Here is a 22321-nt window from a genome sequence, read left to right as displayed (position 1 = left end):
CCTTTTACTTCCAAGTAAACTTGTGGTGGTTTCTAGCAATTCAAACAGTAAAACCGATGATAAGTTCCTTTTCTACTACAAATTTATGAATCTGAGGTAGAAGTCAATGGGTTTGCTTCTCTGATCAATCCGTCAGGCAGCTCCCCTTCGGTGCTGGCCACCACCGTACAGACAGTCGCATCACCGGTGACATTCACCACTGTCCTGAACATATCCAAGATCCTATCCGGAGCCAAAATCAGCGCCAAACCTGCTGAGGGCACCCCGATAGACTCCAATACGATCAACAGCATGATCAACCCTGCTCCGGGCACTCCCGCCGTACCAATAGACGCCAAAGTAGCTGTCAGCACAATCATCAACTGCTGCGTAAGCGTCAGGTCCAGTCCAAGCGCTTGGGCAATAAACACAGCGGCCACCCCTTGATACAGACTTGTACCGTCCATATTTATCGTCGCTCCCAACGGAAGCACAAAACTACTGACTTCTTCCGAAACCCCTATTTCTTCTTCTACCTGCCGCATCGTCACGGGCAAGGTCGCAGAACTGGAGCTCGTAGAGAATGCCAACAGCTGTGCAGGCCTCAAGGCTTTGAAGAAATCCTTGTACTTCACTTTGGTGAATACCTTAAGAATGGTCGGGTACACCAAAAAGACCATCAGCAACAGCCCAGCTACCACCAACAGGCTGTATTTTAACAATGCAAATAATAGCTCGATAGCGGAATCCGGATTGTCTCCGGCAATTTCCACAATCAAGGAAGCCATCAACGCAAACACCCCATACGGTGCAATCAACATGATGTATCCCACGATCTTGATGATGACATCATTCAGGCCATCAAAAAAAGCAATTACAGGACTGGCTTTGGACTTGGGGATTTCCAATAGCGCAATTCCCACCAAAATAGCAAAGAAAACTACCTGTAGCATGCTTCCGTTATCGGTAGTCGCTAGAAACACATTTTGGGGTACGATATCAACCAAAGGCTTCAAAGGGCTTTGTTCCGCCAGCTCAGCCGCTTGGTTGGTCTTATCACCTACCACATCATCATACAGGGTCATGAGGTTTTCACGTGTTTCCGGTGGTAAACTCTTGCCCGGAGCAAAGATATTAACCAGCAAGAGCCCCACAGTCACCGCAATAACAGTCGTCATCATGTATGCACCAATGGTCTTGCCACCGATCCTACCCAGCTTGGTAATGTCGCCCAAATTGGACACCCCTACGATCAATGAGGCCAGCACCAAGGGCACTGCGATCATTTTAAGCGCATTGATAAAGATCGTACCAATGGGCTTGATAAAATCTACCGTAAAATCGGGTGAAATCTGAGTCTTGATCACGATCAGACCAAACACTAAGCCCAAAACAAGGCCGATGATGATCTGCGTATGAAGGGGTATTTTTTTCAGCATTTTATCTGGGTTATATTCCTAAACATCCAATTTATTTAATCGCTTTAACAACAAGAAGTCCGCTAGTACCAAGGCCGCCATAGCTTCCACGATCGGTACCGCACGTGGAACTACGCAGGGGTCATGCCTGCCCTTTCCGGAAACAGTCACCGCATCTCCTGATTGGTTGACACTCTCTTGATCTTTCATGATGGTGGCCACTGGCTTAAAAGCCACTCGGAAATAAATATCTTCGCCGTTTGAGATCCCGCCTTGGATACCGCCTGAATTATTCGTTTTGGTCCTTACCTGCTCTCCATCCATATAAAAAGCATCATTATGCTCTGATCCCAACATGGTCACCCCTTCAAATCCACTACCATATTCGAATCCTTTTACGGCATTGATGCTAAGCATGGACTTCCCTAGCTCTGCATGCAAGCGGTCAAATACAGGCTCCCCCAGTCCCACTGGAACGTTCTTTGCCACACAGCTGACCACACCTCCTACAGTATCCCTGTTTTTACGGATCTCATCTATATAGTCAATCATGTCCTGCGCCACCTCCGGATCGGGGCACCGAACGATATTTTTCTCTATCTCAGCAAAATCCAGCTCTTGGTAGGGCTTTTCCAATTTGATATGCCCTGCTTGTGACACATAGCCGTTGATTTCCACTCCTATATGCTTTAAGAACAGCTTGGCTACGGCTCCTGCTGCCACACGGGCGGCTGTCTCACGTGCACTACTTCTCCCTCCTCCACGATAATCACGTACACCGAATTTTTCCTGGTAGGTAAAATCCGCATGGGAAGGTCGGTATTTATCAGCGATATGGGAATAATCCTTGCTCTTCTGATCCGTGTTCATGATCACGATAGCAATGGGCGTCCCCGTGCTCTTTCCCTCAAAAACCCCAGAAAGAACCTGGCATTCGTCTTCCTCTTTTCGCTGGGTAGTAATTTTGGATTGGCCGGGCTTTCTGCGCTGTAGCTCCTGTCTGATATAGTCCTCATCAATCGGCAGACCTGCCGGACAGCCATCAATGATCACTCCTAGCCCCTTTCCGTGCGATTCGCCGAAGGTGCTTATCTTAAATACTTTTCCAAATGAATTGCCCATTACCTCTTTTTAATAATCAATACGACCAGTAGAATCACTGCACCGGCCAATAGTAAGTTGATAAAAGCCGAAAAATAATACTTAAATCGTTCGTTTAAAAGCTTATTGTCTTCAAGTTCAATTAAATCATAAATTCCACCGAGCCTGGTACTCGAAATCGCTTGGTTGATCTTGCTTTCTCCTACTACATTCAGGACAGCCTTTGGCCTTAATGTGTCATAGCTGGCTTGGTCTGTGTTAAAATAAATCCACTCAAAGTGATCGGCCAGTTTTACCTCTCCCGGCTCATTGATGGTCAGGTAATATTCAAACTGCTTGATCCCCGTCACACGCCCACGGCCCCTGTTGATCTGTTGGCGTTCGTTGGGATCATAGGTATTGAGCTTTTGGATATTTTTCTTTCGGGGAGCCTTGATGGTACTGATATTCCCCTCCCCAGTTATTCCAAAATCATAAGTCACCCCTTCACCGGTTTCCACCTTCTTGGTATCGAAGTTTTCACGTAGTCGATAAACCCCTACACTTACTTGATTTTTTAGCGGATGGGGAGGCAGAGGCTTGACAAAAACCGTCTTTCCTGATGCATGGAAAGTCTTGAAATCCTGCTGGCGATTATTACCAAAGAAGGTAGGGTTCTTGGCGACCTTATATTTGATCATTTCCCAGTCGATAGAAGGCAGTTTCACCTCACCCTCATTGAAAGGATAATAGGTGGATTCATAGACCTTGAAGCGTGTCCAATTTTTGCCGTCAATGGTCACGCGCTCCGGCTGAATATTAGTGATATTAAAATTCTCTTCCCAAGCATTGGTAGGCTTTATCTTCTTTACAATTTCTTCCAACTGCTTCCCCGGCTCGTGAAAGTCAAAGGGTGCTTGGTTGGCCTCCGACATGTAAAAAGCCAAGCTGACATTAAAGCCCTCTCCCACGTAAATACTGTCCTTATTGACGCTCATGGCAAAGAAAGCCTCATCATCAAGCTCAATAAACTCCTGCTGATCACCTTCTCCTCCACCAAAGAAATCATCAAAAGGATCCCTTCGCTGACGCTGGCTACGTTGGGACTGCTTCGGATCGGTTACCCTAATCGTCTTACCCGGTGATGACACACTTTCCCCGTTGATCTGCACAGTAAAATCCGGCAGGGTAAACGACCCTTTTTTCAGCGGTCTGTAATATTGGACGATACTGTTGGTACTGCTCACCTGTCCATTGATCACGTTCATGGAGGAGGACTGGGACACCCCTTGCTTTTGGAATCCCGGAATCTCCGGAAACTGATCATAAGACTTTATTTTTTCATTAGAAATGGTTATTTTTACGCTGAACGTTTCATTCAACCCTATTTCATCTGGGCCTAGTGCAACTTTTACATCCTGAGCATAGGCATAGGAAAAAACCATCGTCCAAATGAATACTAGGGTAATGTAAAATTTCGTTCTTTTCATAGGTAATCGGAATGCTTTAGGTTGCAAATTAACGAGTATATTTTAAACGCAACAAATTCAAAGTATTGTCGTACCAATTATAGTATTGTTTAACCAACATAAAAAATAAATGAGCCATGATAGAATATGTTAAAACCATTTTGCTCAAGGTGAGTTTTGACAAAAAACTTTTCGAGAAAGAGTTAAGAAAGGGCCTCAACATGCTGACGCCCCATGAGGTTCAGGAGTTTAAAACCTGGTGTTACAAGACGTTTTCAAAAATTTACTTGGGAGTACTCAATAAATATTTTGTAAAACTCGCCTAATCATAATAGCCCCGCCTCAAGCGGGGCTTTTTGTTTTTGGATGAAAACGAAAATATAAAATCAAGTGGAATTATTGGATGGCATCCGTGTTTTTTTGCCACCAAGACTCCAAGACACAAAGGGCCTTAGTTGGATTTTGTGGTTCAAGCAAAAACTGAGGAGAGGTGAAGTAAAAAATAATTTGGTATTTGACATGAAGCCAGACACAGAATGGCGTCACATCCATAGCCCGGTTAAGGGGTATAGTTTTAGCAGCCATGACCATCCTATGCATCACCAATTCCCGCTAAAACCCATTTTAAGCAATAGTAAGGAAAGTGAATTTCAGAAATCCATATAGAAATTCTTCCCCTCCGAAATATTGCTTGATGCGACATTTCAGCTGTTTATGGCATTTATTTTCTTAATGCAGCTTAAAAACATCAACTGAAGAATGTGTATTGTTCGAAGCATATAAAACACCATTTCTTACAAAAATTGAATTATACCAATTGGATTCATTGTCGCCTTTCCGTTTCAATATGTAATTGGCCAATACCGACTTGTTTTTCAGATCACAAGCGATCACTGTATTTAAACCCGTTCCCTTTTTCCTGCTGTAACATAGAAGATAAACAATCTCCTCTTCACCCACACAAAAATCTTCCACTATCATAATGGTTGTATTCGAATTCCCATCCTTTCTATATTCTTCAGTGATCAATTCAGACTCCTTCATATAGAAACTTATTTGAGACAGGTCATAGACAGTACTGTCCAAAGATGATATATTTATCAATTCGATCTCAGGACGGGAAGTTGATACTAAATACAACCAATCACCTACTTTGTGCAACAATTTATCATCATATTTTTCGGCTACTCCAGTATAATAATTTTTTTGATTTTTAAACCCATATCCTTTTTCCGAATATAATTCAGCCACAGGCTGAGCCACCTCTTCGTTCATGGTAGCTAGAAAAAAACCATCCTGATCTACATTCATGATCCTTCCATTAAAAACAAAATTGCTCACTTTTTGGGATTCCCAAAAAGCCCCATCAGTTGCCGAAAACTTAGAAAGCCTCATCATTTCCCAATCCCAGACATACACCGTATCTCGATTCACATCTATACTTGAAATTGAGCTGATTTCACCAGGACCAGTACCAAAATCACCAAAGGACATAACCACCATGTTACTCCCTATAGCTATTTTCCCTATCTTATGCTGCTTTCCATCGTAAAAATATATAAAAGGGGACTTTTCTCCTGGACTTACCAGTAACTCTGGATCACTGATCAATGCTCCATCCTCATAAGTATCTATGGAAACAAAACTTTCCAACATCACAGGACTAATCCCCACATCTGTTAATGAAACGTATGAGTCCTCTCCATAATGTCCACTTACCTTTCCTTTACACCCTAAAAAAAAATGTGCCCCTATGAGGATCACCATTAAAACAACTAATTCTCTTTTATGCTCATTCATACCCCTTATGTCATAACACTTTTTTAACAAAAAAGACCTCTACTCCTATATGTCGTAAGAGGAGTAGAGATCAATTTAAATCACCTAGCAACTTGTCCTTTTACCGTCACATTCAACATATCCAGCCCCTCTTTTACATTTTTTGGTACCTGTACATCCTACTGTCCCTGAAACTTTACCACCAATGTTGAAACAATTTGTAGTAATGGTACAGCTATACCCGCCATCCCCTGGTTCTTCCACTTGTTTAAATTCATGATTTTGGGAGTGAAGGCTACCTGAAACTGCCATAAACATCACTGCTGCTGCAAAAATTTTTAAACATATTTTCATAATAAATTAGGTTTAAAACAATTAATAATTTCACCTAATTTAACCCTCCCACTTACTTTAATCAAATAAACAACTACGCACTTATACGCAAAAAAATTATCTTCATATATTCTTTAACTCAACACCCCGAATTAGTTTTTTTGACATGACTTGGTGTTAACCGCATAAGAAACAATAGGGGTAAATGCATCTTGTCACCATATCGATGTCATCACCAATTTAATGGCAGATTAATTCCCTTACCCCAGCTCCTCCATGGTCACTACAGGAATATCCTTTCCCGCCAAAGCCTTCATTTCTTTAAACTCCTCAGCGGGATACTGGTAGCCATCTTCCGTAAGGGGCCATAGCAGTGGACTGAGGTTGAGGACGGTAGCCTTGTAGCCTTGCATAATGGCGGCCATATTTCCGGTTCCTTTGGAGAGCCCCGCTTCATTTTCGATTTCAAAAGGCCCCGAAAAGCCCTTCTCTTGCAGCGTAGTGATAAATCGCCGCCAATCCATGCTGTCCCCCACACCAAAACCGGGCAAAGTAGCCTCATAATGGTGCCGGTCCCATTCATGCTCGGCAGTAGGTACACCCGCTCGATCTGCTAGGCTTTTATCCACCAACTGTGTAGGGTACATATTTCCCCAGTAAGGATCCGCATTGTTTCGGGTGGATTTTACATGGATGCGCTTCAGCCGATCCATGTCCGTATGCCTGATCACTTCCACAGGGTCGGTGTGCTGCCAAACGTCATGTGATGGGTCATATATTTCACCATGGGCTTTGCTGGGGATCATGGCATACATCAGCTTGCGTGCAGCCAGCACACCGGGAAGATTATTGAAGGTGCTGGTATAGCCTGCCGACCGCCAGCCCTCCATTGGGCAGTTTTCATACAGTACTGTCACGCCCAAATCCTCGGCATACTTGATGATAGGGCTAAATACCTTAGCGTACTCCTCCAGATTTTTCTCAAAACCATTCTCCTGATTTCCCAGATCATGGTTATACCCCACAAAAGTCCCCACTTTTACATCATTGGCATCTCCGCCCAGCAAATGGGCTATTCGGATAAGCTTCAGCAGGTGGTTTTGGTTTTTGATCCTTTGTGCAGGATCGCCACCGATGAGGTTGTCAAAAGCCCCGATGGAAAGCCGCAACTTGGCACTGTTAAACTTATCCAGCACTTCCTTGGCCGTATCGAGTGTAAAATGATCATAATCCAAATGTGTCGCCACAAAATCATCTCGCGTGCCGTCCTTTCGGAATACACACACATCGAGTCCCTGAACTCCTGTTTCATGGGCTTTCTTGATCACTTCATCCAAGTTCAACTGGTCAAATGCCGAAGTCATTATCCAAATGGGCTGGGCCATGGTTTTTAGGTTTAAAGTTGGAAAAGATATTAATGCTAGAAGGTTTTATAAAGCCGTGATGCCACTTTATCAATGAAACGTAAAGCGAATGGACAGGGCAATCTCATCTCCCCACCAGCCTACGTCATCGGTAATGTTAAAAGCAGGCTTATAATCCAAGGATAGGTTCACCGGCGCATCGATAAACTTATAATCCAGCCCGATGATACCATCGATACCAAACACGGTATAGCTGTCATCATAATCATGAAATGGAGGATCACTGCGATCTCCCCAGGTCCCGATATGCGCACCACCACCGTAAAACCACTTCAAGCCCCTCACTTCACGGATATCTTTGTGCTTCTCATACAGTCCGGTGACCATTAATCCCTTCCATCGGGTGTGCAGCATCCCCTCAATGGCCTCGTCCAAGGAAATAAAATGTTTTACCGTCAAGCCATTGGAAACGCCCGCCCTTAGGCCGACACCGGTAGAATACGTCTGGGCTTCAGCTCGATTACTGACGGCCAAAACCGTCACCACAAAAGCGGCAATAAGTGCTTTCTTGATCATAGAAATAAATTTAATAATGTTGGTTTAGTTGAACTCTATAATTCCGCTCGGCAAAATACAAATATCCAATGGAATGTCATGCGCTTCTGCCGAAATGGATACTTCCGGAACAAAGTAAGACAACCCTACTTTAAATACCTCTGGGGACAAATCTGCCAAAAAACGGTCATAAAACCCCTTGCCATATCCAATTCGATTACCTTTCAAATCGCATACCAAAAGTGGCACAAATACAACATCAACCTGCGTTTCATCCGCCTCCTTGGCTTCTATGGGTACAGGAATACCCCATTGGTCATTTACATACTGGGTATCCGAGGAGATTTCTACAGTCGTCATCCCTCCCGCTTCATGGTCTGCAATGGAGGTATAAACCTGCTTCCCCGCTGCCAGCAATGCCTTGACCATAGGAAAAGTATCAATCTCGAACATCTTCGAAATCGGTAAAAAAATATGAAAATGCTGAAATCGCCGATGCGCACGGCAATAATCCACCACTTGATGCATAAGCCGAACATCTAGATCAGCTTTTCGCTTGGCGCCAAGCGCTTTTCTTTTTTCCTTATAGCGCTTTCTAAGAAGGCTCTTTTCATCCATCCTGTTCCAATATGACATAGTTAAAATCCAACGGATCAAAATGCGCATATAGGCCCTCGACAAACTGCTCGTCGGCAAGGTAAAATTCGAGGAAATTAATCCTCCGCTCTTGCGGTGTACCGCTAGGGAATAGCATTTCCTTGACCTCTCCAAGCCTTCTCAGGGCCACTTCCATCTTTCGCTCTTCACCTTGACGCAGCTTCCTGCCAAAATGCTCCAGGACCTTGAGTGCCCTCACCTTTGCCGCCTCCGCAGAATGCTTCAGGGTACTGTCTATTTCGACCGCCTCATCTCCCAACTGTTCAAATACTGCTGACAAGGCCTTCTTTTCCTTTGTCAGATCCAAATCCGACTGGGCATTGGCCTTTACATAGCGCTTTTTCAACTCATCGTAAGAAGCAAATAAAGATACCTCATCCAGTCCTAGTGCGGTCGCTTTTCGCTGCACCTTTATATTCTTGATCATGGCAAAATTACGGGGAAGGATCATGGGATAATCCACCTCATAATGATCAAATACGCTTTTCAATTGCAGCCAATAGGCCACCTCGGCAGGCCCTCCGAGGTAGGCGATATTAGGTAATATATACTCTTGGTAAAGTGGTCGCAACACCACATTTGGGCTAAACCTGGCAGGATCTTCTCCTACCAAATCCAACAGCTCTCCTTCCGTAAAAACCTTCCCTGTATCCAGTACCTCAAATCCTCTCTTGGTCTTTACGATCCGGCTACGGATGCCTTTATCCAAGTAGAAAAAATTGATTTCTCGGGGAAAAATCTGGCTCTTATAGCCCAGATCTTCCAGTTTTTGCGTCTGTGCATTGACCAGGTCATTGGCTTTTCCTGAACGCAATTCATCCTTTATGATCGGTACAAACAACTCCTTCAGTTTTGGGTCATGGCCATCCACGATCACCAGGCCTTTGTCACCAAACAGGTGATTGACATACTGCCTCACTGCCTCAGCCAAGGTGGTGTTTTTGCGATAGGCCTCCTTGAAAAAGTCGGGAACAAAATTCGCCTCCTTAAGCAGCTCCTCCATCGTGCCATCCAAAGCAAAATCACCCACAGCACCTTTTTGATCGGTACTCCAGCTGTATTTCTTTCCTCCGTAATGAAAGTAATTGATCTCTTCAAAGTCATGGTCTTCCGATGCCATCCAATACACCGGCACAAAGCGGTATTGGGGATACGCTTCCCCCAATTGCTTGGCGAGGTTGACCGTGGACACAATCTTGTAAATAAAGTACAGGGGCCCGGTAAAAAGATTGAGTTGATGCCCTGTGGTCACCGTAAAGGTGTTCTCATTTTCCAATGCATCGACATTTTCCACCACCTTCTCGCTTATTTCGACACCCTCATACTGCGCTCTCAATGCCGCTACCAACACCTCCCGCTTATATGGATCAAATTGCCTGTTTCTGATGGCTGACCCAAAATTATCCAAATTCGGAAAGGCATTGTAGAAAGGTGCAAGCTTCTCTTGCTGTCGGATATAATCGATAAACAATGGTGAAAACTGCCCGGTACACTCGGGCTCTACAGTAGATTTCAACATAAATTCTGAAGGTTTTTGATGCGCTGAAAAAGGGCTTTAGGTGGTTTAACTGATATAAGCCCCTTAAAGTTCGGGATTTTTTCTTGAAAACCGGAATCCTGCTCCCTCAGTTTAATTTGATCAAAAATTATGTAACCCCTCAAGCTTTTCCTCCTGTAACTTTGTACCAGAAGATGTAAATTCCAAGAATATCCTTAGAACATCATAACATGAGCAATAAAATAGAATGGCCTGTGACCGGCATGACCTGTGCAGGCTGCGCCAATACTGTAGAAAAGACACTGAACAACCAAATGGGCGTAAAAAAAGCCAGTGTCAATTTTGCCAACCATACCGCGCTCGTGGAATTGGAAGAAAACACCGACCCAACCCTCCTCCAGAAATCTGTACGTGATGCCGGCTATGATCTCCTTATTGAGCGAGAACAAGACCCTGAAGTCCTCCAACAGAAAGCCTATCAAAAACTCCGAAAGAACACCCTTGCAGCAGGGATATTGGTCTTTCCGGTATTTGTCATTGGCATGTTTCTTTCGGCCATCCCTTATGCCAATATGATCATGTGGCTATTGACCACTCCTGTCCTCTTTGTATTTGGACGGCAGTTTTTCACCAATGCGCTGCGCCAGGCCAAACACGGGGCAGCCAATATGGACACCTTGGTAGCCATAAGTACTGGCATAGCCTATCTATACAGCACGTTCAACACGTTTTTTCCAGCATGGCTGGCCCAAAGGGGAATCGAACCACATGTGTACTTCGAAGCGGCTGGGGTCATCATTTTCCTGATTCTACTGGGCAGGATGTTGGAATCGGGAGCCAAAACGGGCACTACCGAAGCGCTCAAAAAGCTGATGGGATTGCAGCCCAGTGAAGTCACCATCCTGATCAATGACCAAGAGCTGACCAAAAAGACCAGTGAAGTAGCTCCGGGTGAAATGGTGCTGGTAAAACCCGGCCAGAAAATCCCGCTGGACGGAAAGATTACGGACGGCAATAGCTTTGTGGATGAAAGTATGCTTACTGGAGAACCGCTTCCTGCCGAAAAAAAAACCGGGGCGAAGGTATTTGCAGGCACAATCAACCAACAAGGCAGCTTTGTCTTTACAGTGGAGCAGGCAGGACAGGAGACCGTCCTTTCGCAGATTATCCAAAAGATCAAAGAAGCCCAAGGCTCCAAGGCTCCCGTCCAAGGACTGGTGGATAAAATCACAGCGGTATTTGTGCCAGTGGTCATCGCCATTGCGCTGCTCTCGCTTTTGGTGTGGGGATTTAGTGGTGCCGAAAACCCTTGGCTACATGGAATGCTGGCATTTATCACTGTCTTGGTCATTGCCTGCCCCTGTGCCCTTGGACTGGCCACACCCACGGCCATCATGGCTGGGATTGGAAAAGGAGCATCGCTGGGAATGCTCATCAAAGATGCCGAAAGCCTCCAAGCAGGTCAAGCCGTGGATACCATCATCCTGGACAAAACCGGGACCATTACCTCCGGCAAACCGGAAGTAAAAGCAATTCTGTTCAGCCCTGACATCAGTAGCCAAGAAAAAGAGCGACAAGTGCTCTTGGCAATGGAAGCCAAAAGTGAACACCCGCTGGCAATAGCCGTTACCCAATACCTAAGGGGAGATGATAAAAAAGCCCCTATTGACCAGTTCCAGTCCCATACTGGCAATGGCATTACGGCTATCTTTGAAGGAACGGCCTATGCAATCGGCAAAAAAGGCTGGCTGCTCGAAAAAGGATACAAGCCCGATCCATCACTCACAGAAGCCGAAGAAAATGGCCTTTCCAACGGGGAAATTGTCATCCACATGGCAAAGCGTGATAGGATCATCGCCGTCATCCGCATTACCGACCAACTCAAACCTGGCTCTCAACATGCCATATCCGACCTCCAAGAAATGGGACTGGATGTACACATGCTTACCGGAGACCAAGAAAAAACAGCTGCCATCATCGCCAAAGCAGTAAATATCAAACACTATAAAGCAGGCTTGCTTCCATCCGAAAAAGCCGATCATATCCGAGCTTTGCAAGCTGCCGGACACAAGGTGGCCATGATCGGGGACGGCATCAACGACAGTGAAGCACTCGCCATTGCCGACCTTAGCATTGCCATGGGCAAAGGAACAGATATCGCCATGAACGTCGCCAAAGTTACGCTGATACATGGAGACTTAAGGCAAGTCCCCGAAATGCTCCACCTCACCAAAAGAACCATCAAAACCATTCGTCAAAACCTCTTTTGGGCGTTTATTTATAATATTATCGGCATTCCTATTGCCGCGGGAGCACTCTACCCGACCTTTGGCTTCCTCCTCAATCCCATGATAGCCGGTGCGGCCATGGCACTGAGTTCGGTCTCAGTCGTCACCAATAGCCTCCGCCTAAAGAAGGGATGAAGCTTACATGCTGGATGTCCAATGTAAAATGATGTGGTAGAATTGGGTGATTTTAGAATCGTAGAACCACGAATCCAATATCGGATTTCCCACTCAAACAATCCTTCAGTTCGACGATTCTACAGCTTCTTGAACTTATTGAATATTATTGTCGTCCAAGTAAAGATTTTAGAATTGAAAAAAATTCGTCCAAATCTGCCCCTAAATCCCCTAAAGGGGACTTTCTTATCATCTATTCAAAGGACGGGTAGTTTTACGAAATGAAGTAAATCTCATCTTTTTTCATTTAAAGCTACGTTTTCAGCGCAAGTGAAATTAATCGGACGGCAGTGATTGAATATTATAACTTTCAAACCTTAAACAACAAAACCATGATCAAGCTAAAGACCAATATCAAATGCACAGGATGCATCAAAGCTGTCACGCCATTACTGGACGCACTGCCCAACAGTGAATGGAAAGTCGATCTCGATGATCCACAAAAAATACTGACCTTAACCGGTGAAGCCACAGTAGCAGAGGCACAAGCTGCCTTGAAAGCAGCCGGATTTGAAGGAGAACCGATCGGAGCGTAGTAAGAACCATCATCATATTTAGTTGATTTTCCAGTTATACGGGGGCGATGAGCCCTTTTTCATTGATCAAGCCCCGCAAAATACTGACCATATTTAGATCCAGGGAAGCGGCAAAGTTGATGGACTTGTCTTTGAAGGCACCTAAATTGCCTCGGCGAGACAATTAGGATTTCGCTGAATTACCTGTCGGCTGCCCCTACCCTGTTTAGGGCATATGGTATGGTAAAAACCAAGAACATATGAGAAAGGATTCTGAATCCTTAAAAACATAAACTGCTCGTTACCAGAAAGATTACTTGACCCCATATTTATAGAGGCAGGTAGTATCCCAGTCAGAACAATCCCAGTTGCTTCGTTGATTTAGTGCGTTTGGGCATGAATGTTCAAGGATTTTATTAGATTTGTTGGTGCGTAATGTTATACCGTCTGACCAACGGTAGTTTTACTACTCAGATAAATTCACATACAAGTATTTTCAAAGCCTTGTCTAATTGACGATATAAGTCTTAGATATTTTTTTGAAAATCAGCAATTCAAGTCGATGATCAATTACGAACATTATGTATTGGACAATGGCCTTCAGGTACTGATCCATCCAGATCACAGCACCAAGATGGCTGTCTCCAATATTATCTATAAGGTAGGCTCCCGCAATGAGGCCCCAGGAAAAACAGGTCTTGCCCATTACTTTGAGCATTTGATGTTTGGCGGGTCCAAGAATGTACCCCAATTTGACAGTGCCCTGGAACGCGTTGGTGGAGAATGCAATGCCTTTACCAATACCGATATCACCAATTATTACATCACACTTCCCGCCACCAATATCGAAACGGCTTTTTGGCTGGAATCGGACAGGATGCTGCAGCTAAACCTAGGCCAAAAGACCATCGAAACACAGCGAAAGGTAGTTATTGAAGAGTTTAAGCAGCGGTACCTAAACCAGCCCTATGGTGATGCCATGCACTTGATGAGGGGACTTTGCTATAAGGCCCATCCCTATCAATGGCCCACCATAGGCAAGGAGATCAAAGATATCGAAGGATTTGAAGAAGAAGACATCCGGTCATTCTATCAACACCATTACGCGCCAAACAATGCCATTCTTGTAATCGCTGGTGATGTGAAACCTTCGGAAGTATTGGAAATGGCAAAAAAGTGGTTTGGTCCCATCCCTCCAACCAACGCTTCATCAGCTGACATCCTCGAAGAACCCAAACAAACCCATAAACGAACCCTCTATCATTCGGCTGACGTGCCTACTGACGCCCTGTACAAAGCCTATCACATGCCAGGAAGAATGCAAAATGGCTATCTGGAGTGTGATTTGATTACCGATATTTTAGGCTTCGGAAGATCTTCCCTTTTAGAACAAAAGTTGGTCAAAAACACCGATGTCTTTGCTTCCTGCAACGGCTATATCCTTGGGGCCTTGGATCCAGGGTTGATGGTTTTTTCCGGAAATATGGAGCAAGGTAAGTCCGCTGAAGAGGCCGAAAAATTACTGGACGAGGTGGTTCAAGAATTTATCGAAAACACCATCGCCAAGGAAACACTTGATAAGGTCAAAAACCAAGCGGAGGCCATGAAGACCTACGAATCTATCCAGCTCATAAACCGGGCCATGACCCTTGCTTACTACACCCAACTGGGATCACCTGATATCTATCAGATCGAATATGACCGAAAAACAGCCATCTCTGCTGACCAAATTTCCGAAATGGCACGCGCTACTATCCAGGAATCCAATGCTTCTGTGCTATATTATAAAAGCACTAAGCAGTAGGGATGATCAAGTAAGCGGTATAATATCTCAGTTAAACCCGGACTCCACGACATCGAAAAAAGTAACCTATAGTAGCTAACTTATTTGGCATCCACATTAGGCACATAGGAGGGTACAATAGGGAAAGTATCCAAAAGCATTCCCCTCACCCAAGCTGACATCACTTCACAGATAGTTGAAAAGCGATTTCCCTACTTCCCACCCGCGTTATTTCAAAAATTTGGGCAAAATCCATTATCTTCACCGCATGAATAAATTTAGAATTGGATTTGGTTATGATGTACACCAGCTGCGGGAAGGCTATGACTTTTGGCTGGGAGGAATTAAACTCGAACATAGCAAAGGTGCTGTAGGGCACTCTGATGCCGATGTACTTATCCATGTGATCTGCGACGCCCTACTAGGTGCCGCCAACTTGAGGGACATTGGCCATCATTTCTCAGATCAGGATCCGGAATATAAAGGCATCGACAGTAAGATCCTACTGGCCGATGTATTAAAAATGATCCGCGAAAAAGGTTACGAAATCGGCAACCTGGACACCACCATCTGTCTCCAACTCCCAAAGGTAAACCCGCACATCGATACCATGAAAACCTGCTTGTCAGAAGTGATGGGCATTTCGGAAGAGGATATCTCCATTAAGGCCACCACGACCGAGAAGCTTGGTTTTGTAGGAAGACAGGAAGGGGTTTCCGCCTACTGTGTGGCACTTGTTTATAAAAATAACTGATATGGACAAAGCGATAAAACTTATCGAAACGGAAGACGGATCCCACTCGCTCTATGTGCCCGAGTTGGATGAGACCTACCACTCTTTTCATGGCGCTTATCGGGAATCCATTCACGTGTTTTTTCTTTATGGCTTGGATTATTGGTTTACCCATCACCCTCACCAAAAACCCATTCGGGTCTTTGAGGTTGGTTTTGGTACGGGACTGAATGCTTGGCTGGCGCTTGTTTGGGCGGAGCAGAACAAGGTTCCGTTGCTTTACCACACCATTGAGCCATTCCCTGTTCCTGAAGAGGTCTACACCCAACTCAACTATAAAAATATCGACCAGGATATTCGCCTTTATCAAGGGGCTTTTGATGAACTTCATCAAGCAGAATGGGATAAAGGCGGCGCCATCACACCATATTTCAATATGAAGAAGGACAAAACCACCTTGGAAAAAGTACAGCTGTACCCTACGGATGTGGTGTTCTTTGATGCCTTTGCACCAAGCAAGCAGCCTGAATTATGGTCCAAGGACTTGTTGCAAAAAGTAGTGGACGCGATGAACCCAGGGGCGGTATTTGTCACCTATTGTGCCAAAGGACAGGTAAAAAGAGACCTTGCAGCAGTGGGATTAAAAGTAGAAACACTTCCTGGCCCTCCGGGCAAAAAGGAAATGGTTCGCGGGGTAAAATTATAGGCTAAAGCTCATTCAAACTTTCCGAATTTTTCCTCTACCGCCTTAAACCTGTAGGCAAAAATGGTGTCCAGTTGCTTTCGAATAAAAACGGAATTGGCGATAGTCCCCAAAGGCCCAAATGGAGGCTGATATGTCACGATATCTTTCATGATCACCCCGCCTTCTATCGGCACCAAGTGATGCTGATGGTGCCACATCGCATACGGCCCGATACGTTGCTCATCCACAAAGAATTCTCTTTCCTTCACCTGCGTGATCTCCGTCACCCAAGTCATTTTGATCCCCAGCATTGGACTGACCTTGTAACTGATGATCATCCCCGGATGCATCTTTTCGGGCAGCTGTGGAGAGGTAATATCAAACCCCATGTGGTTGGGAGTGATTTCCTTCAGGTTTTTGGGGGAAGAAATAAAATCCCAAACCTCCTCGACTGTGGCGGGAATTTTTTGTTCAGAAAACAACTGGTAATGTCCCATGGTAACGGTTTATTGATTTATTCCCCTTCTTAACTTCGCAAGTCGTTAGAAAGTTTTATTAACACGCCCTGTAAGATCAAGAATTAAGCCACCAAATACTGATATTGAGCAAGGTAGCAAAGCTTACCCAAAGCAGGTAGGGAACCTGTAAATACGCCGCCCACTTGTTGACAGCCTTGAAGCGCACGATCATCCAAATGATCATGCCCAGCAGTACGACGATTTCAATGGCGGCCCACCCGATCAGGTGAAAGTAGAAAAAGATAAAGCTCCAGCAGAAATTTAACACAAACTGCACCACAAAAACTTGAATGGTCCTCTTTCTCTTCTCAGACTTCGGAGCATTCCAGATCAAGTACAGCCCTAGCCCCATCAATGCATACAACACCGTCCAAACCGGGCCAAACAGATAATTTGGTGGATTGAAGGGCGGCTTTTGTAAATCCGCATACCACGTGGTAATGTTGCCCGCATTGGCAATGCCCGAAATGCTGCCCAACAAAACCGCCGCGGCCACAAATAGCAATAGATGTAGCCAGTTGATCTTCTTGCCTGAAACGTTCCCTGTGGTATCCATGTTAAAATCGCTTTTAAAGTGTAACTGCCTAAATAAAGAATTGTTTGGTCACATTCATTTTCCGATGTTTGGTCATCAGGCTGCCTGTCCGATCCTATTCACCTGAGTATGACTTAAAAGTTGTCATTCATAAGTCAGCAGTGGTCATTACTTGGCTCTTATAAATTCCACAGTGGGAAAATACTTTATCGCCTTGTTGTCATGGATCCTAAAGGTATTGATGACTATCACCGTGGCGTTGTAAACATACATCAAAAACCACACTAGTTTAGCTTCAAAAGGCCTACTGGTAAAAGGAAAATCAACGTACACGCCAAACACGCCCAAAGCTATCTCAAGCATTGCATACAATAGGGGCATTATTAGAAAAGGAAACAACACACACAAAAGTGTCCAGGTAATTTGAAAATTAATGAGCGGACGTGCTACCTCATCAATTCCTTTGACTTTATCCTTGTAAAGCACCCAAAGTACAGATGGCACTAAAATCCCCAGTAATGGAAAAAGGATAAATGACAGTGCCGACAAGCTCATCTTTTTTAGAAAATCCGTGTTTTCTATGAGATTGGGATCAATAAATACATCAGGACTTATTCCCAAGGCCTCTGCCAAACGCTGACAGGTGGATCCACTTGGCTTTGAAGTACCGCTCTCTATGCGCTGGACTGTTCTCAAGCTTACTCCCGCCTCTTCTGCCAGCAACTCCTGAGAAATCCCTTTACTTGACCTAAGTCCTTTTAATTTTGCTGAAATACTGTTGTCTTCCATAACCTAATAACATTTTGTTTTTCCCAAAACTAGGGGCATTTCCTTGGTTTCGATAGTGTCGCAAACACGTCTACTTTGTGACATCTATACGTCTAAAATGACAAAATGCTGATTTTTTCTGTAATACCAGTGCAAAAACCTCTACTCGGGTAATGTATTTTAAAAAAATGTTCCTGACGTCATATTAAACCTGCCTGTATTCTAAGGCCTGTTTGTATCCAAGGCAGTCCATGCCTTAGGCATGAAAGTTCGATAACAGTAGCAGGTACGGATTCAATTTTAAATTGCCATAGGTACATCAGGGGCAACGCAGTATTATTGAAAGGAAACAATTTTCGCGTAGGCATAGCCATCATCCATGCCACTGGCACGTTGCCCCGATTTGTGCGTTGGGAATCGCAGTAGCCTATCTCGCCAAATAATCAGGATAGACTGAAATAATGATGAGTTGATTTGCAGATCAGATAACCCCTAGTGCCGTCTTTATTTTAACAATAAGCTACATCTTCTTTACCCAGACATTTTCCAGCCCGTCAGATTTATACTGCTCCAAGCCCTTGGAAGCAGCATGAAAGCTGTCAAACGTAGTCACATAGCAGTAAAAGAGCTGATCATCGGGATTATAAAAGTATTTTGCTTGGCCAAAACCTTTCCGGCCAAGATCATCCAGATGCTCTGATGCATTATCTACAGTACTAAACACCCCAGAAATCAGGTAAATCCCATCAGTGGCCAGTGGCATGGCAGCCGCTTCTTCTCCGCCGGACATGGAATCAGGGGCATCATTGATATTTACCCCATCCAGCATCAGCATGATTTCTGTTCGGCGGTTGAGCTGGTGATCGGCCTCAGAGCACGGTTGCTCACTACAATCGTGGACTGGCTGTGTCTTGCCATACCATTTGTAGGAAATCCTATCGGCATCAATCCCCAAAGCCACCAAGTAATCCCGTACGACCTCCGCACGGTGCTCGGACAGTACTTCATTATAGCTTTCCGAACCTCTAATATCAGTATGACCAGCCAATGCCAACTCCATCGCCGGACGCTCCCTCATCAGCAGGGCCACCCGGTCCAACTGCGAAATGCTATTCGGGCGAAGGGTGTATTTATCAAAATCAAAATAAATCGTTGGCACATCCATCGTCACGCCCAAATTAGGTTCCTCACAAAGGTCCTTCAGGTCAGCAGGCAGTTCATACTCTTTGCCCTCCTCAGAAAACGCCATCAGCACCAACTCACTTCGGCGATTTAGCTGATGCTTCCATTCTGGGCAGGGCTGACCATCACCACAATCATTGATCAATTCTTCCTCTCCATACCAAGCCTCATGAACCCGCTCTGACGAAATCCCTTTCTGCTCCAAATAAGCGGCTACAGCATCGGCGCGAGAGTTACTGAGCTTCTCATTGTACTCATTGGATGCACGGGCATCAGTGTGGGATCGTACCTGCAAATCCAAATACGACTGGGAAGCCATCAACTCGGCCACTTGATCCAATACCGGCATGGCATCGGATCGAATGACGGCCTTATCAAGGTCGTAATACACCAAGTCCACGAATACCGTCCTTTGATAGGGTATGGGAACAAGCGTGTACTCCCGCTCGACCAGTCCATCTTCAGCTTCCGCCTTGATCTGATCGTCATAAACGGGAAAATAACCGCGCTTGCTGATCTTCAAGCTATAATCCTCCCCAGGCTCCAAGTCACGCTTGATTTCACCTGCCGTTTCCTGATCGAGCGTTAATGCTCGCTGCTCATCCTTCTTGATCATCTCGGCCATAAAGCCATCACTGACCAATGCCCCATCACAATCCACCACTCTACCCAGGAAACGCATCAACATCGCCTGCATGCTGTAGATATCATCCAGCCCTTCACCACCAATGCGATCACTGGAAAGGTACATTTTACCGCCTTCAACCAACAAAAACCCAAAATCATCGCGTGGCGAATTATAAGGAATCCCGAGGTTTTTCAACCCCGAAAAGTCACCTTCCCGGTAGCCCGCACTAAACAGGTCAAAGCCTCCCAAGCCAAAATGACCGTTGGATGAAAAATAAAATGTATCATCCATCAAAAATGGATCTCGCTCATCTCCAGCACTATTGATCAGCTCACCCACATTTCTGGGGGTGCCAAAATTAAAATCCTCATCAAAACTCACCTCATAAATATCATATCCCCCAAAACCTCCTGGCATATCTGAAGCGAAATATAATTTCCCTGCTTCTTCATCCACAAATGGTGTGATCACGGAATATCCAATAGCATCATTCCAAGGAACAGGCGTATAATCAGCAAACTTCCCGTCCTTGCCGACATGGCTAAAGTACAATTCCGAATGATAATCAACATAAGCATCTGCCTGCTGACCATAATCCATCTCTGGATTTACGCGATTAGCAGGTTTGATTTTTTTTCCATTTTGGCGCTTGATCTTTCGGGTAACCGTATAGAAGACCGTGTTGCCATCATCCACAAAAAATGGATCTGCAAAGTGGTAACTGTCCGGCACGGGCAATTCCAAGGAACGAATAGCCCCTGTACTGTCAGCTTTATAAACATGAAGAAAGTCCCTTCCCGTCCATTCATAAATGTCCTCATCCATCCCTTCAGACAGGTCAAAGCGTATCGCTGCTTTTTTAGAATTGCCCGTTTTGCCCCGATCAGAAGTAAAGTACATATTACCATGGGCATCTACCACCAAGCCATAATCGGAAGCACTGCTGTTGATCCCTTTCACAGGCTCCAACGCCATTTCTGAAGTCGAGGCGTACCAGTACTGTAGGGAATCCAAATTTAAGGCATCCAGCCCTTCTCGGTATGGCAAGGTGTCCAGTGCGGACTTTACCTTATCGAGCTTACCTTCATAATTGGCTGCTGCTGCAAAATGCACATAATCCTCCGTCACGGCTTCTTCAAAACCAACGACCTTCTCCCACCACTCATAGGCGGACTGATAATCGTTCATCTTTTCGTGGCTGATGGCCGCTCCTTTGGCAGCCCGGTATTTTCCGCGCTTTTCGTAAGCCCGCTCATAAGCCTCGGCGGATTCTTGGTAATGCAATAGCCCATATTCTTTATCCGCATACCGCAAAAGTGCTTGCTGGCCATGACTCCTTCCGTACACCAGCAACGCAAAAATGATGACAAATGCTGCTTTAAAAATCTTGTTCATGCTTAAAACCATCTTGGGTTATGTACTCTAACATCTCCAGGAATAATATAATATCCCACCGAAATTTCATGGGAATTATTCCTTAAGTTACTCAAAATATTTACATTATGATCATAGGAATACCCTATTCTAAGTTGTTTAGTTGCAAAGATTTCCACAATTGCAGCTATTGCATTTCGATTATTGAGGTTTTCTTGCAAATTTTTATTGCCATTCCCCAAGTTTGACCGGTAAGAGGCTCCCAACCACAGCCGTTCCATCAGCAGTACCATTCCATTGATATCGTAATTGGTAGGGCTTCCTTTGGCCTCCTTGATCAGCACGGAAGGCTTAAACTGTACATCATCGGAAATATAAATCATCGTTCCTGCCGTGAGGTAGTAGTGAAAATCATGATATGCCAGGGATATATCCTCTCTTTCAAGGGCTTTTCTACCAATCATATTAAACATACTAAGTCCTGCATAGAACCTTGATGTATGAAAGAAAACCCCCGTATTCATATTTGGAGTAAAGGTATTTACTTTGCCCGCAGGGATATCTGGATCATTCCCTTGGTCAGGACTCAGCATTGTCCCGTCCACGGCATATTCCGAAACCCCTCCGCTAATTCCAAAACTCAAAAACGAATCGTAGCCAGTCTGCACCCTATAGGCATATGTCAACAGTGCCGAGAAAGTGGACGTGGGGCCAAGCTTGTCGGATAAAATAGACGCCCCAAACCCCATTGTGCCTTCATTGGCGCTTAGATCGGCTGACAGTGAAAAGGTCTTGGGAGCTCCAGGAAAATCAGACCATTGGCTACGATAAGACGACTGGATATAAGGCACGCCCTTGTAACCTGCATAAGCAGGATTTATCGTCAGGCCATTGAAAATATATTGGCTAAACTGGGGCAGCTGCTGGGCTTGCCCTTCACTACCGCTAAGGAAAGCCCATGCAAAAAGGCACAGACTATATACTGTAAAAATCTTTCTCATGATTG

General features: G+C 44.9%; 20 protein-coding genes. 6 read left to right on the top strand and 14 right to left on the bottom strand.

Going from position 1 to position 22321, the window contains the following annotated elements:
• Positions 1 to 83: 83 nt before the first annotated feature.
• Genes FDP09_RS06850 through FDP09_RS06840 form a run of 3 tightly spaced genes read right to left on the bottom strand, consistent with a single transcriptional unit; the run spans position 84 to position 3967 of the window.
• Positions 84 to 1418: a dicarboxylate/amino acid:cation symporter gene (locus FDP09_RS06850; protein WP_137401951.1), complete on the bottom strand. Its 1335-nt coding sequence runs from the start codon at positions 1416 to 1418 to the stop codon at positions 84 to 86.
• 18 nt (positions 1419 to 1436) lie between these two features.
• Positions 1437 to 2519, bottom strand: a complete 1083-nt coding sequence (gene aroC / locus FDP09_RS06845) for a chorismate synthase (RefSeq protein ID WP_137401950.1) — start codon at positions 2517 to 2519, stop codon at positions 1437 to 1439.
• Positions 2519 to 3967 carry a BatD family protein gene (locus tag FDP09_RS06840; protein ID WP_137401949.1) on the bottom strand — a complete coding sequence of 483 codons (1449 nt, stop codon included), beginning with the start codon at positions 3965 to 3967 and terminating at the stop codon, positions 2519 to 2521. Before FDP09_RS06840 ends, aroC begins: the two co-directional genes overlap by 1 nt.
• A 116-nt stretch (positions 3968 to 4083) precedes the next feature.
• Here FDP09_RS06840 and FDP09_RS06835 point away from each other — a divergent pair, with 116 nt between their 5' ends.
• A complete protein-coding gene (locus FDP09_RS06835) occupies positions 4084 to 4272 on the top strand; it encodes a hypothetical protein (protein ID WP_137401948.1) in 189 nt (62 codons plus the stop codon).
• Between the two features lie 403 nt (positions 4273 to 4675).
• On the opposite strand, the gene FDP09_RS06830 is transcribed toward FDP09_RS06835, so the two are convergent.
• The 6 genes from FDP09_RS06830 to bshC all read right to left on the bottom strand — a co-directional run bounded on the left by FDP09_RS06830 (position 4676) and on the right by bshC (position 10153).
• The gene (locus FDP09_RS06830) at positions 4676 to 5746 is read right to left on the bottom strand and encodes an NHL repeat-containing protein (protein WP_137401947.1); all 1071 of its coding nucleotides are present in this window, start codon (positions 5744 to 5746) and stop codon (positions 4676 to 4678) included.
• 84 nt (positions 5747 to 5830) lie between these two features.
• On the bottom strand, positions 5831 to 6079 hold the full coding sequence (locus FDP09_RS06825) for a hypothetical protein (protein WP_137401946.1): 249 nt from the start codon (positions 6077 to 6079) through the stop codon (positions 5831 to 5833).
• A 239-nt stretch (positions 6080 to 6318) separates the two neighbouring features.
• Positions 6319 to 7443 (bottom strand): sugar phosphate isomerase/epimerase family protein, encoded by a 1125-nt coding sequence (locus FDP09_RS06820; RefSeq protein ID WP_137401945.1) that lies wholly within the window; start codon positions 7441 to 7443, stop codon positions 6319 to 6321.
• 69 nt (positions 7444 to 7512) lie between these two features.
• Positions 7513 to 7998 (bottom strand): hypothetical protein, encoded by a 486-nt coding sequence (locus tag FDP09_RS06815; RefSeq protein ID WP_137401944.1) that lies wholly within the window; start codon positions 7996 to 7998, stop codon positions 7513 to 7515.
• A 24-nt stretch (positions 7999 to 8022) separates the two neighbouring features.
• The gene (locus FDP09_RS06810; protein WP_187328814.1) at positions 8023 to 8613 is read right to left on the bottom strand and encodes a 5-formyltetrahydrofolate cyclo-ligase; all 591 of its coding nucleotides are present in this window, start codon (positions 8611 to 8613) and stop codon (positions 8023 to 8025) included.
• Positions 8588 to 10153 (bottom strand): bacillithiol biosynthesis cysteine-adding enzyme BshC, encoded by a 1566-nt coding sequence (bshC, locus tag FDP09_RS06805; protein WP_137401942.1) that lies wholly within the window; start codon positions 10151 to 10153, stop codon positions 8588 to 8590. The genes FDP09_RS06810 and bshC overlap by 26 nt, the downstream gene beginning before the upstream one ends.
• Positions 10154 to 10362: 209 nt before the next feature.
• Between bshC and FDP09_RS06800 the strand changes: the two genes are divergently transcribed.
• The 5 genes from FDP09_RS06800 to mnmD all read left to right on the top strand — a co-directional run bounded on the left by FDP09_RS06800 (position 10363) and on the right by mnmD (position 16331).
• Positions 10363 to 12555 (top strand): heavy metal translocating P-type ATPase, encoded by a 2193-nt coding sequence (locus tag FDP09_RS06800; protein WP_137401941.1) that lies wholly within the window; start codon positions 10363 to 10365, stop codon positions 12553 to 12555.
• A 371-nt stretch (positions 12556 to 12926) separates the two neighbouring features.
• Complete coding sequence (locus FDP09_RS06795) at positions 12927 to 13130, top strand: heavy metal transport/detoxification protein (protein ID WP_137401940.1); 204 nt, start codon at positions 12927 to 12929, stop codon at positions 13128 to 13130.
• A 541-nt stretch (positions 13131 to 13671) separates the two neighbouring features.
• A complete protein-coding gene (locus FDP09_RS06790) occupies positions 13672 to 14913 on the top strand; it encodes a M16 family metallopeptidase (protein WP_137401939.1) in 1242 nt (413 codons plus the stop codon).
• A 247-nt stretch (positions 14914 to 15160) separates the two neighbouring features.
• On the top strand, positions 15161 to 15646 hold the full coding sequence (ispF, locus tag FDP09_RS06785) for a 2-C-methyl-D-erythritol 2,4-cyclodiphosphate synthase (protein ID WP_137401938.1): 486 nt from the start codon (positions 15161 to 15163) through the stop codon (positions 15644 to 15646).
• Between the two features lies 1 nt (position 15647).
• Positions 15648 to 16331, top strand: a complete 684-nt coding sequence (gene mnmD / locus FDP09_RS06780) for a tRNA (5-methylaminomethyl-2-thiouridine)(34)-methyltransferase MnmD (protein ID WP_137401937.1) — start codon at positions 15648 to 15650, stop codon at positions 16329 to 16331.
• Positions 16332 to 16339: 8 nt separating this feature from the next.
• Here mnmD and FDP09_RS06775 read toward each other — a convergent pair whose 3' ends face one another.
• From FDP09_RS06775 to FDP09_RS06755, 5 genes are all read right to left on the bottom strand, one after another.
• Positions 16340 to 16807 (bottom strand): SRPBCC family protein, encoded by a 468-nt coding sequence (locus tag FDP09_RS06775; protein ID WP_137401936.1) that lies wholly within the window; start codon positions 16805 to 16807, stop codon positions 16340 to 16342.
• A gap of 76 nt (positions 16808 to 16883) precedes the next feature.
• Positions 16884 to 17384, bottom strand: coding sequence for a TspO/MBR family protein (locus tag FDP09_RS06770; protein ID WP_137401935.1), 501 nt, complete (start codon positions 17382 to 17384; stop codon positions 16884 to 16886).
• A gap of 147 nt (positions 17385 to 17531) precedes the next feature.
• A complete protein-coding gene (locus FDP09_RS06765) occupies positions 17532 to 18152 on the bottom strand; it encodes a helix-turn-helix domain-containing protein (RefSeq protein WP_137401934.1) in 621 nt (206 codons plus the stop codon).
• A 499-nt stretch (positions 18153 to 18651) separates the two neighbouring features.
• Positions 18652 to 21336: an OmpA family protein gene (locus FDP09_RS06760; RefSeq protein WP_187328813.1), complete on the bottom strand. Its 2685-nt coding sequence runs from the start codon at positions 21334 to 21336 to the stop codon at positions 18652 to 18654.
• Positions 21337 to 21338: 2 nt separating this feature from the next.
• Complete coding sequence (locus FDP09_RS06755) at positions 21339 to 22316, bottom strand: PorP/SprF family type IX secretion system membrane protein (protein ID WP_137401932.1); 978 nt, start codon at positions 22314 to 22316, stop codon at positions 21339 to 21341.
• Between the last annotated feature and the right edge of the window lie 5 nt (positions 22317 to 22321).

Origin of the sequence: Echinicola rosea, from assembly GCF_005281475.1 — a bacterium.
Classification (GTDB): Bacteria; Bacteroidota; Bacteroidia; order Cytophagales; family Cyclobacteriaceae; genus Echinicola; species Echinicola rosea.
This window is presented reverse-complemented; position numbering and strand designations above follow the sequence as displayed.

Bases quoted from the DNA above. Each gene is read 5' to 3' on its own strand.
- FDP09_RS06850 (WP_137401951.1), bottom strand. From the start codon at position 1,418: ATGCTGAAAAAAATACCCCTTCATACGCAGATCATCATCGGCCTTGTT.
- aroC (WP_137401950.1), bottom strand. From the start codon at position 2,519: ATGGGCAATTCATTTGGAAAAGTATTTAAGATAAGCACCTTCGGCGAA.
- FDP09_RS06840 (WP_137401949.1), bottom strand. From the start codon at position 3,967: ATGAAAAGAACGAAATTTTACATTACCCTAGTATTCATTTGGACGATG.
- FDP09_RS06835 (WP_137401948.1), top strand. From the start codon at position 4,084: ATGATAGAATATGTTAAAACCATTTTGCTCAAGGTGAGTTTTGACAAA.
- FDP09_RS06830 (WP_137401947.1), bottom strand. From the start codon at position 5,746: ATGAATGAGCATAAAAGAGAATTAGTTGTTTTAATGGTGATCCTCATA.
- FDP09_RS06825 (WP_137401946.1), bottom strand. From the start codon at position 6,079: ATGAAAATATGTTTAAAAATTTTTGCAGCAGCAGTGATGTTTATGGCA.
- FDP09_RS06820 (WP_137401945.1), bottom strand. From the start codon at position 7,443: ATGGCCCAGCCCATTTGGATAATGACTTCGGCATTTGACCAGTTGAAC.
- FDP09_RS06815 (WP_137401944.1), bottom strand. From the start codon at position 7,998: ATGATCAAGAAAGCACTTATTGCCGCTTTTGTGGTGACGGTTTTGGCC.
- FDP09_RS06810 (WP_187328814.1), bottom strand. From the start codon at position 8,613: ATGTCATATTGGAACAGGATGGATGAAAAGAGCCTTCTTAGAAAGCGC.
- bshC (WP_137401942.1), bottom strand. From the start codon at position 10,153: ATGTTGAAATCTACTGTAGAGCCCGAGTGTACCGGGCAGTTTTCACCA.
- FDP09_RS06800 (WP_137401941.1), top strand. From the start codon at position 10,363: ATGAGCAATAAAATAGAATGGCCTGTGACCGGCATGACCTGTGCAGGC.
- FDP09_RS06795 (WP_137401940.1), top strand. From the start codon at position 12,927: ATGATCAAGCTAAAGACCAATATCAAATGCACAGGATGCATCAAAGCT.
- FDP09_RS06790 (WP_137401939.1), top strand. From the start codon at position 13,672: ATGATCAATTACGAACATTATGTATTGGACAATGGCCTTCAGGTACTG.
- ispF (WP_137401938.1), top strand. From the start codon at position 15,161: ATGAATAAATTTAGAATTGGATTTGGTTATGATGTACACCAGCTGCGG.
- mnmD (WP_137401937.1), top strand. From the start codon at position 15,648: ATGGACAAAGCGATAAAACTTATCGAAACGGAAGACGGATCCCACTCG.
- FDP09_RS06775 (WP_137401936.1), bottom strand. From the start codon at position 16,807: ATGGGACATTACCAGTTGTTTTCTGAACAAAAAATTCCCGCCACAGTC.
- FDP09_RS06770 (WP_137401935.1), bottom strand. From the start codon at position 17,384: ATGGATACCACAGGGAACGTTTCAGGCAAGAAGATCAACTGGCTACAT.
- FDP09_RS06765 (WP_137401934.1), bottom strand. From the start codon at position 18,152: ATGGAAGACAACAGTATTTCAGCAAAATTAAAAGGACTTAGGTCAAGT.
- FDP09_RS06760 (WP_187328813.1), bottom strand. From the start codon at position 21,336: ATGAACAAGATTTTTAAAGCAGCATTTGTCATCATTTTTGCGTTGCTG.
- FDP09_RS06755 (WP_137401932.1), bottom strand. From the start codon at position 22,316: ATGAGAAAGATTTTTACAGTATATAGTCTGTGCCTTTTTGCATGGGCT.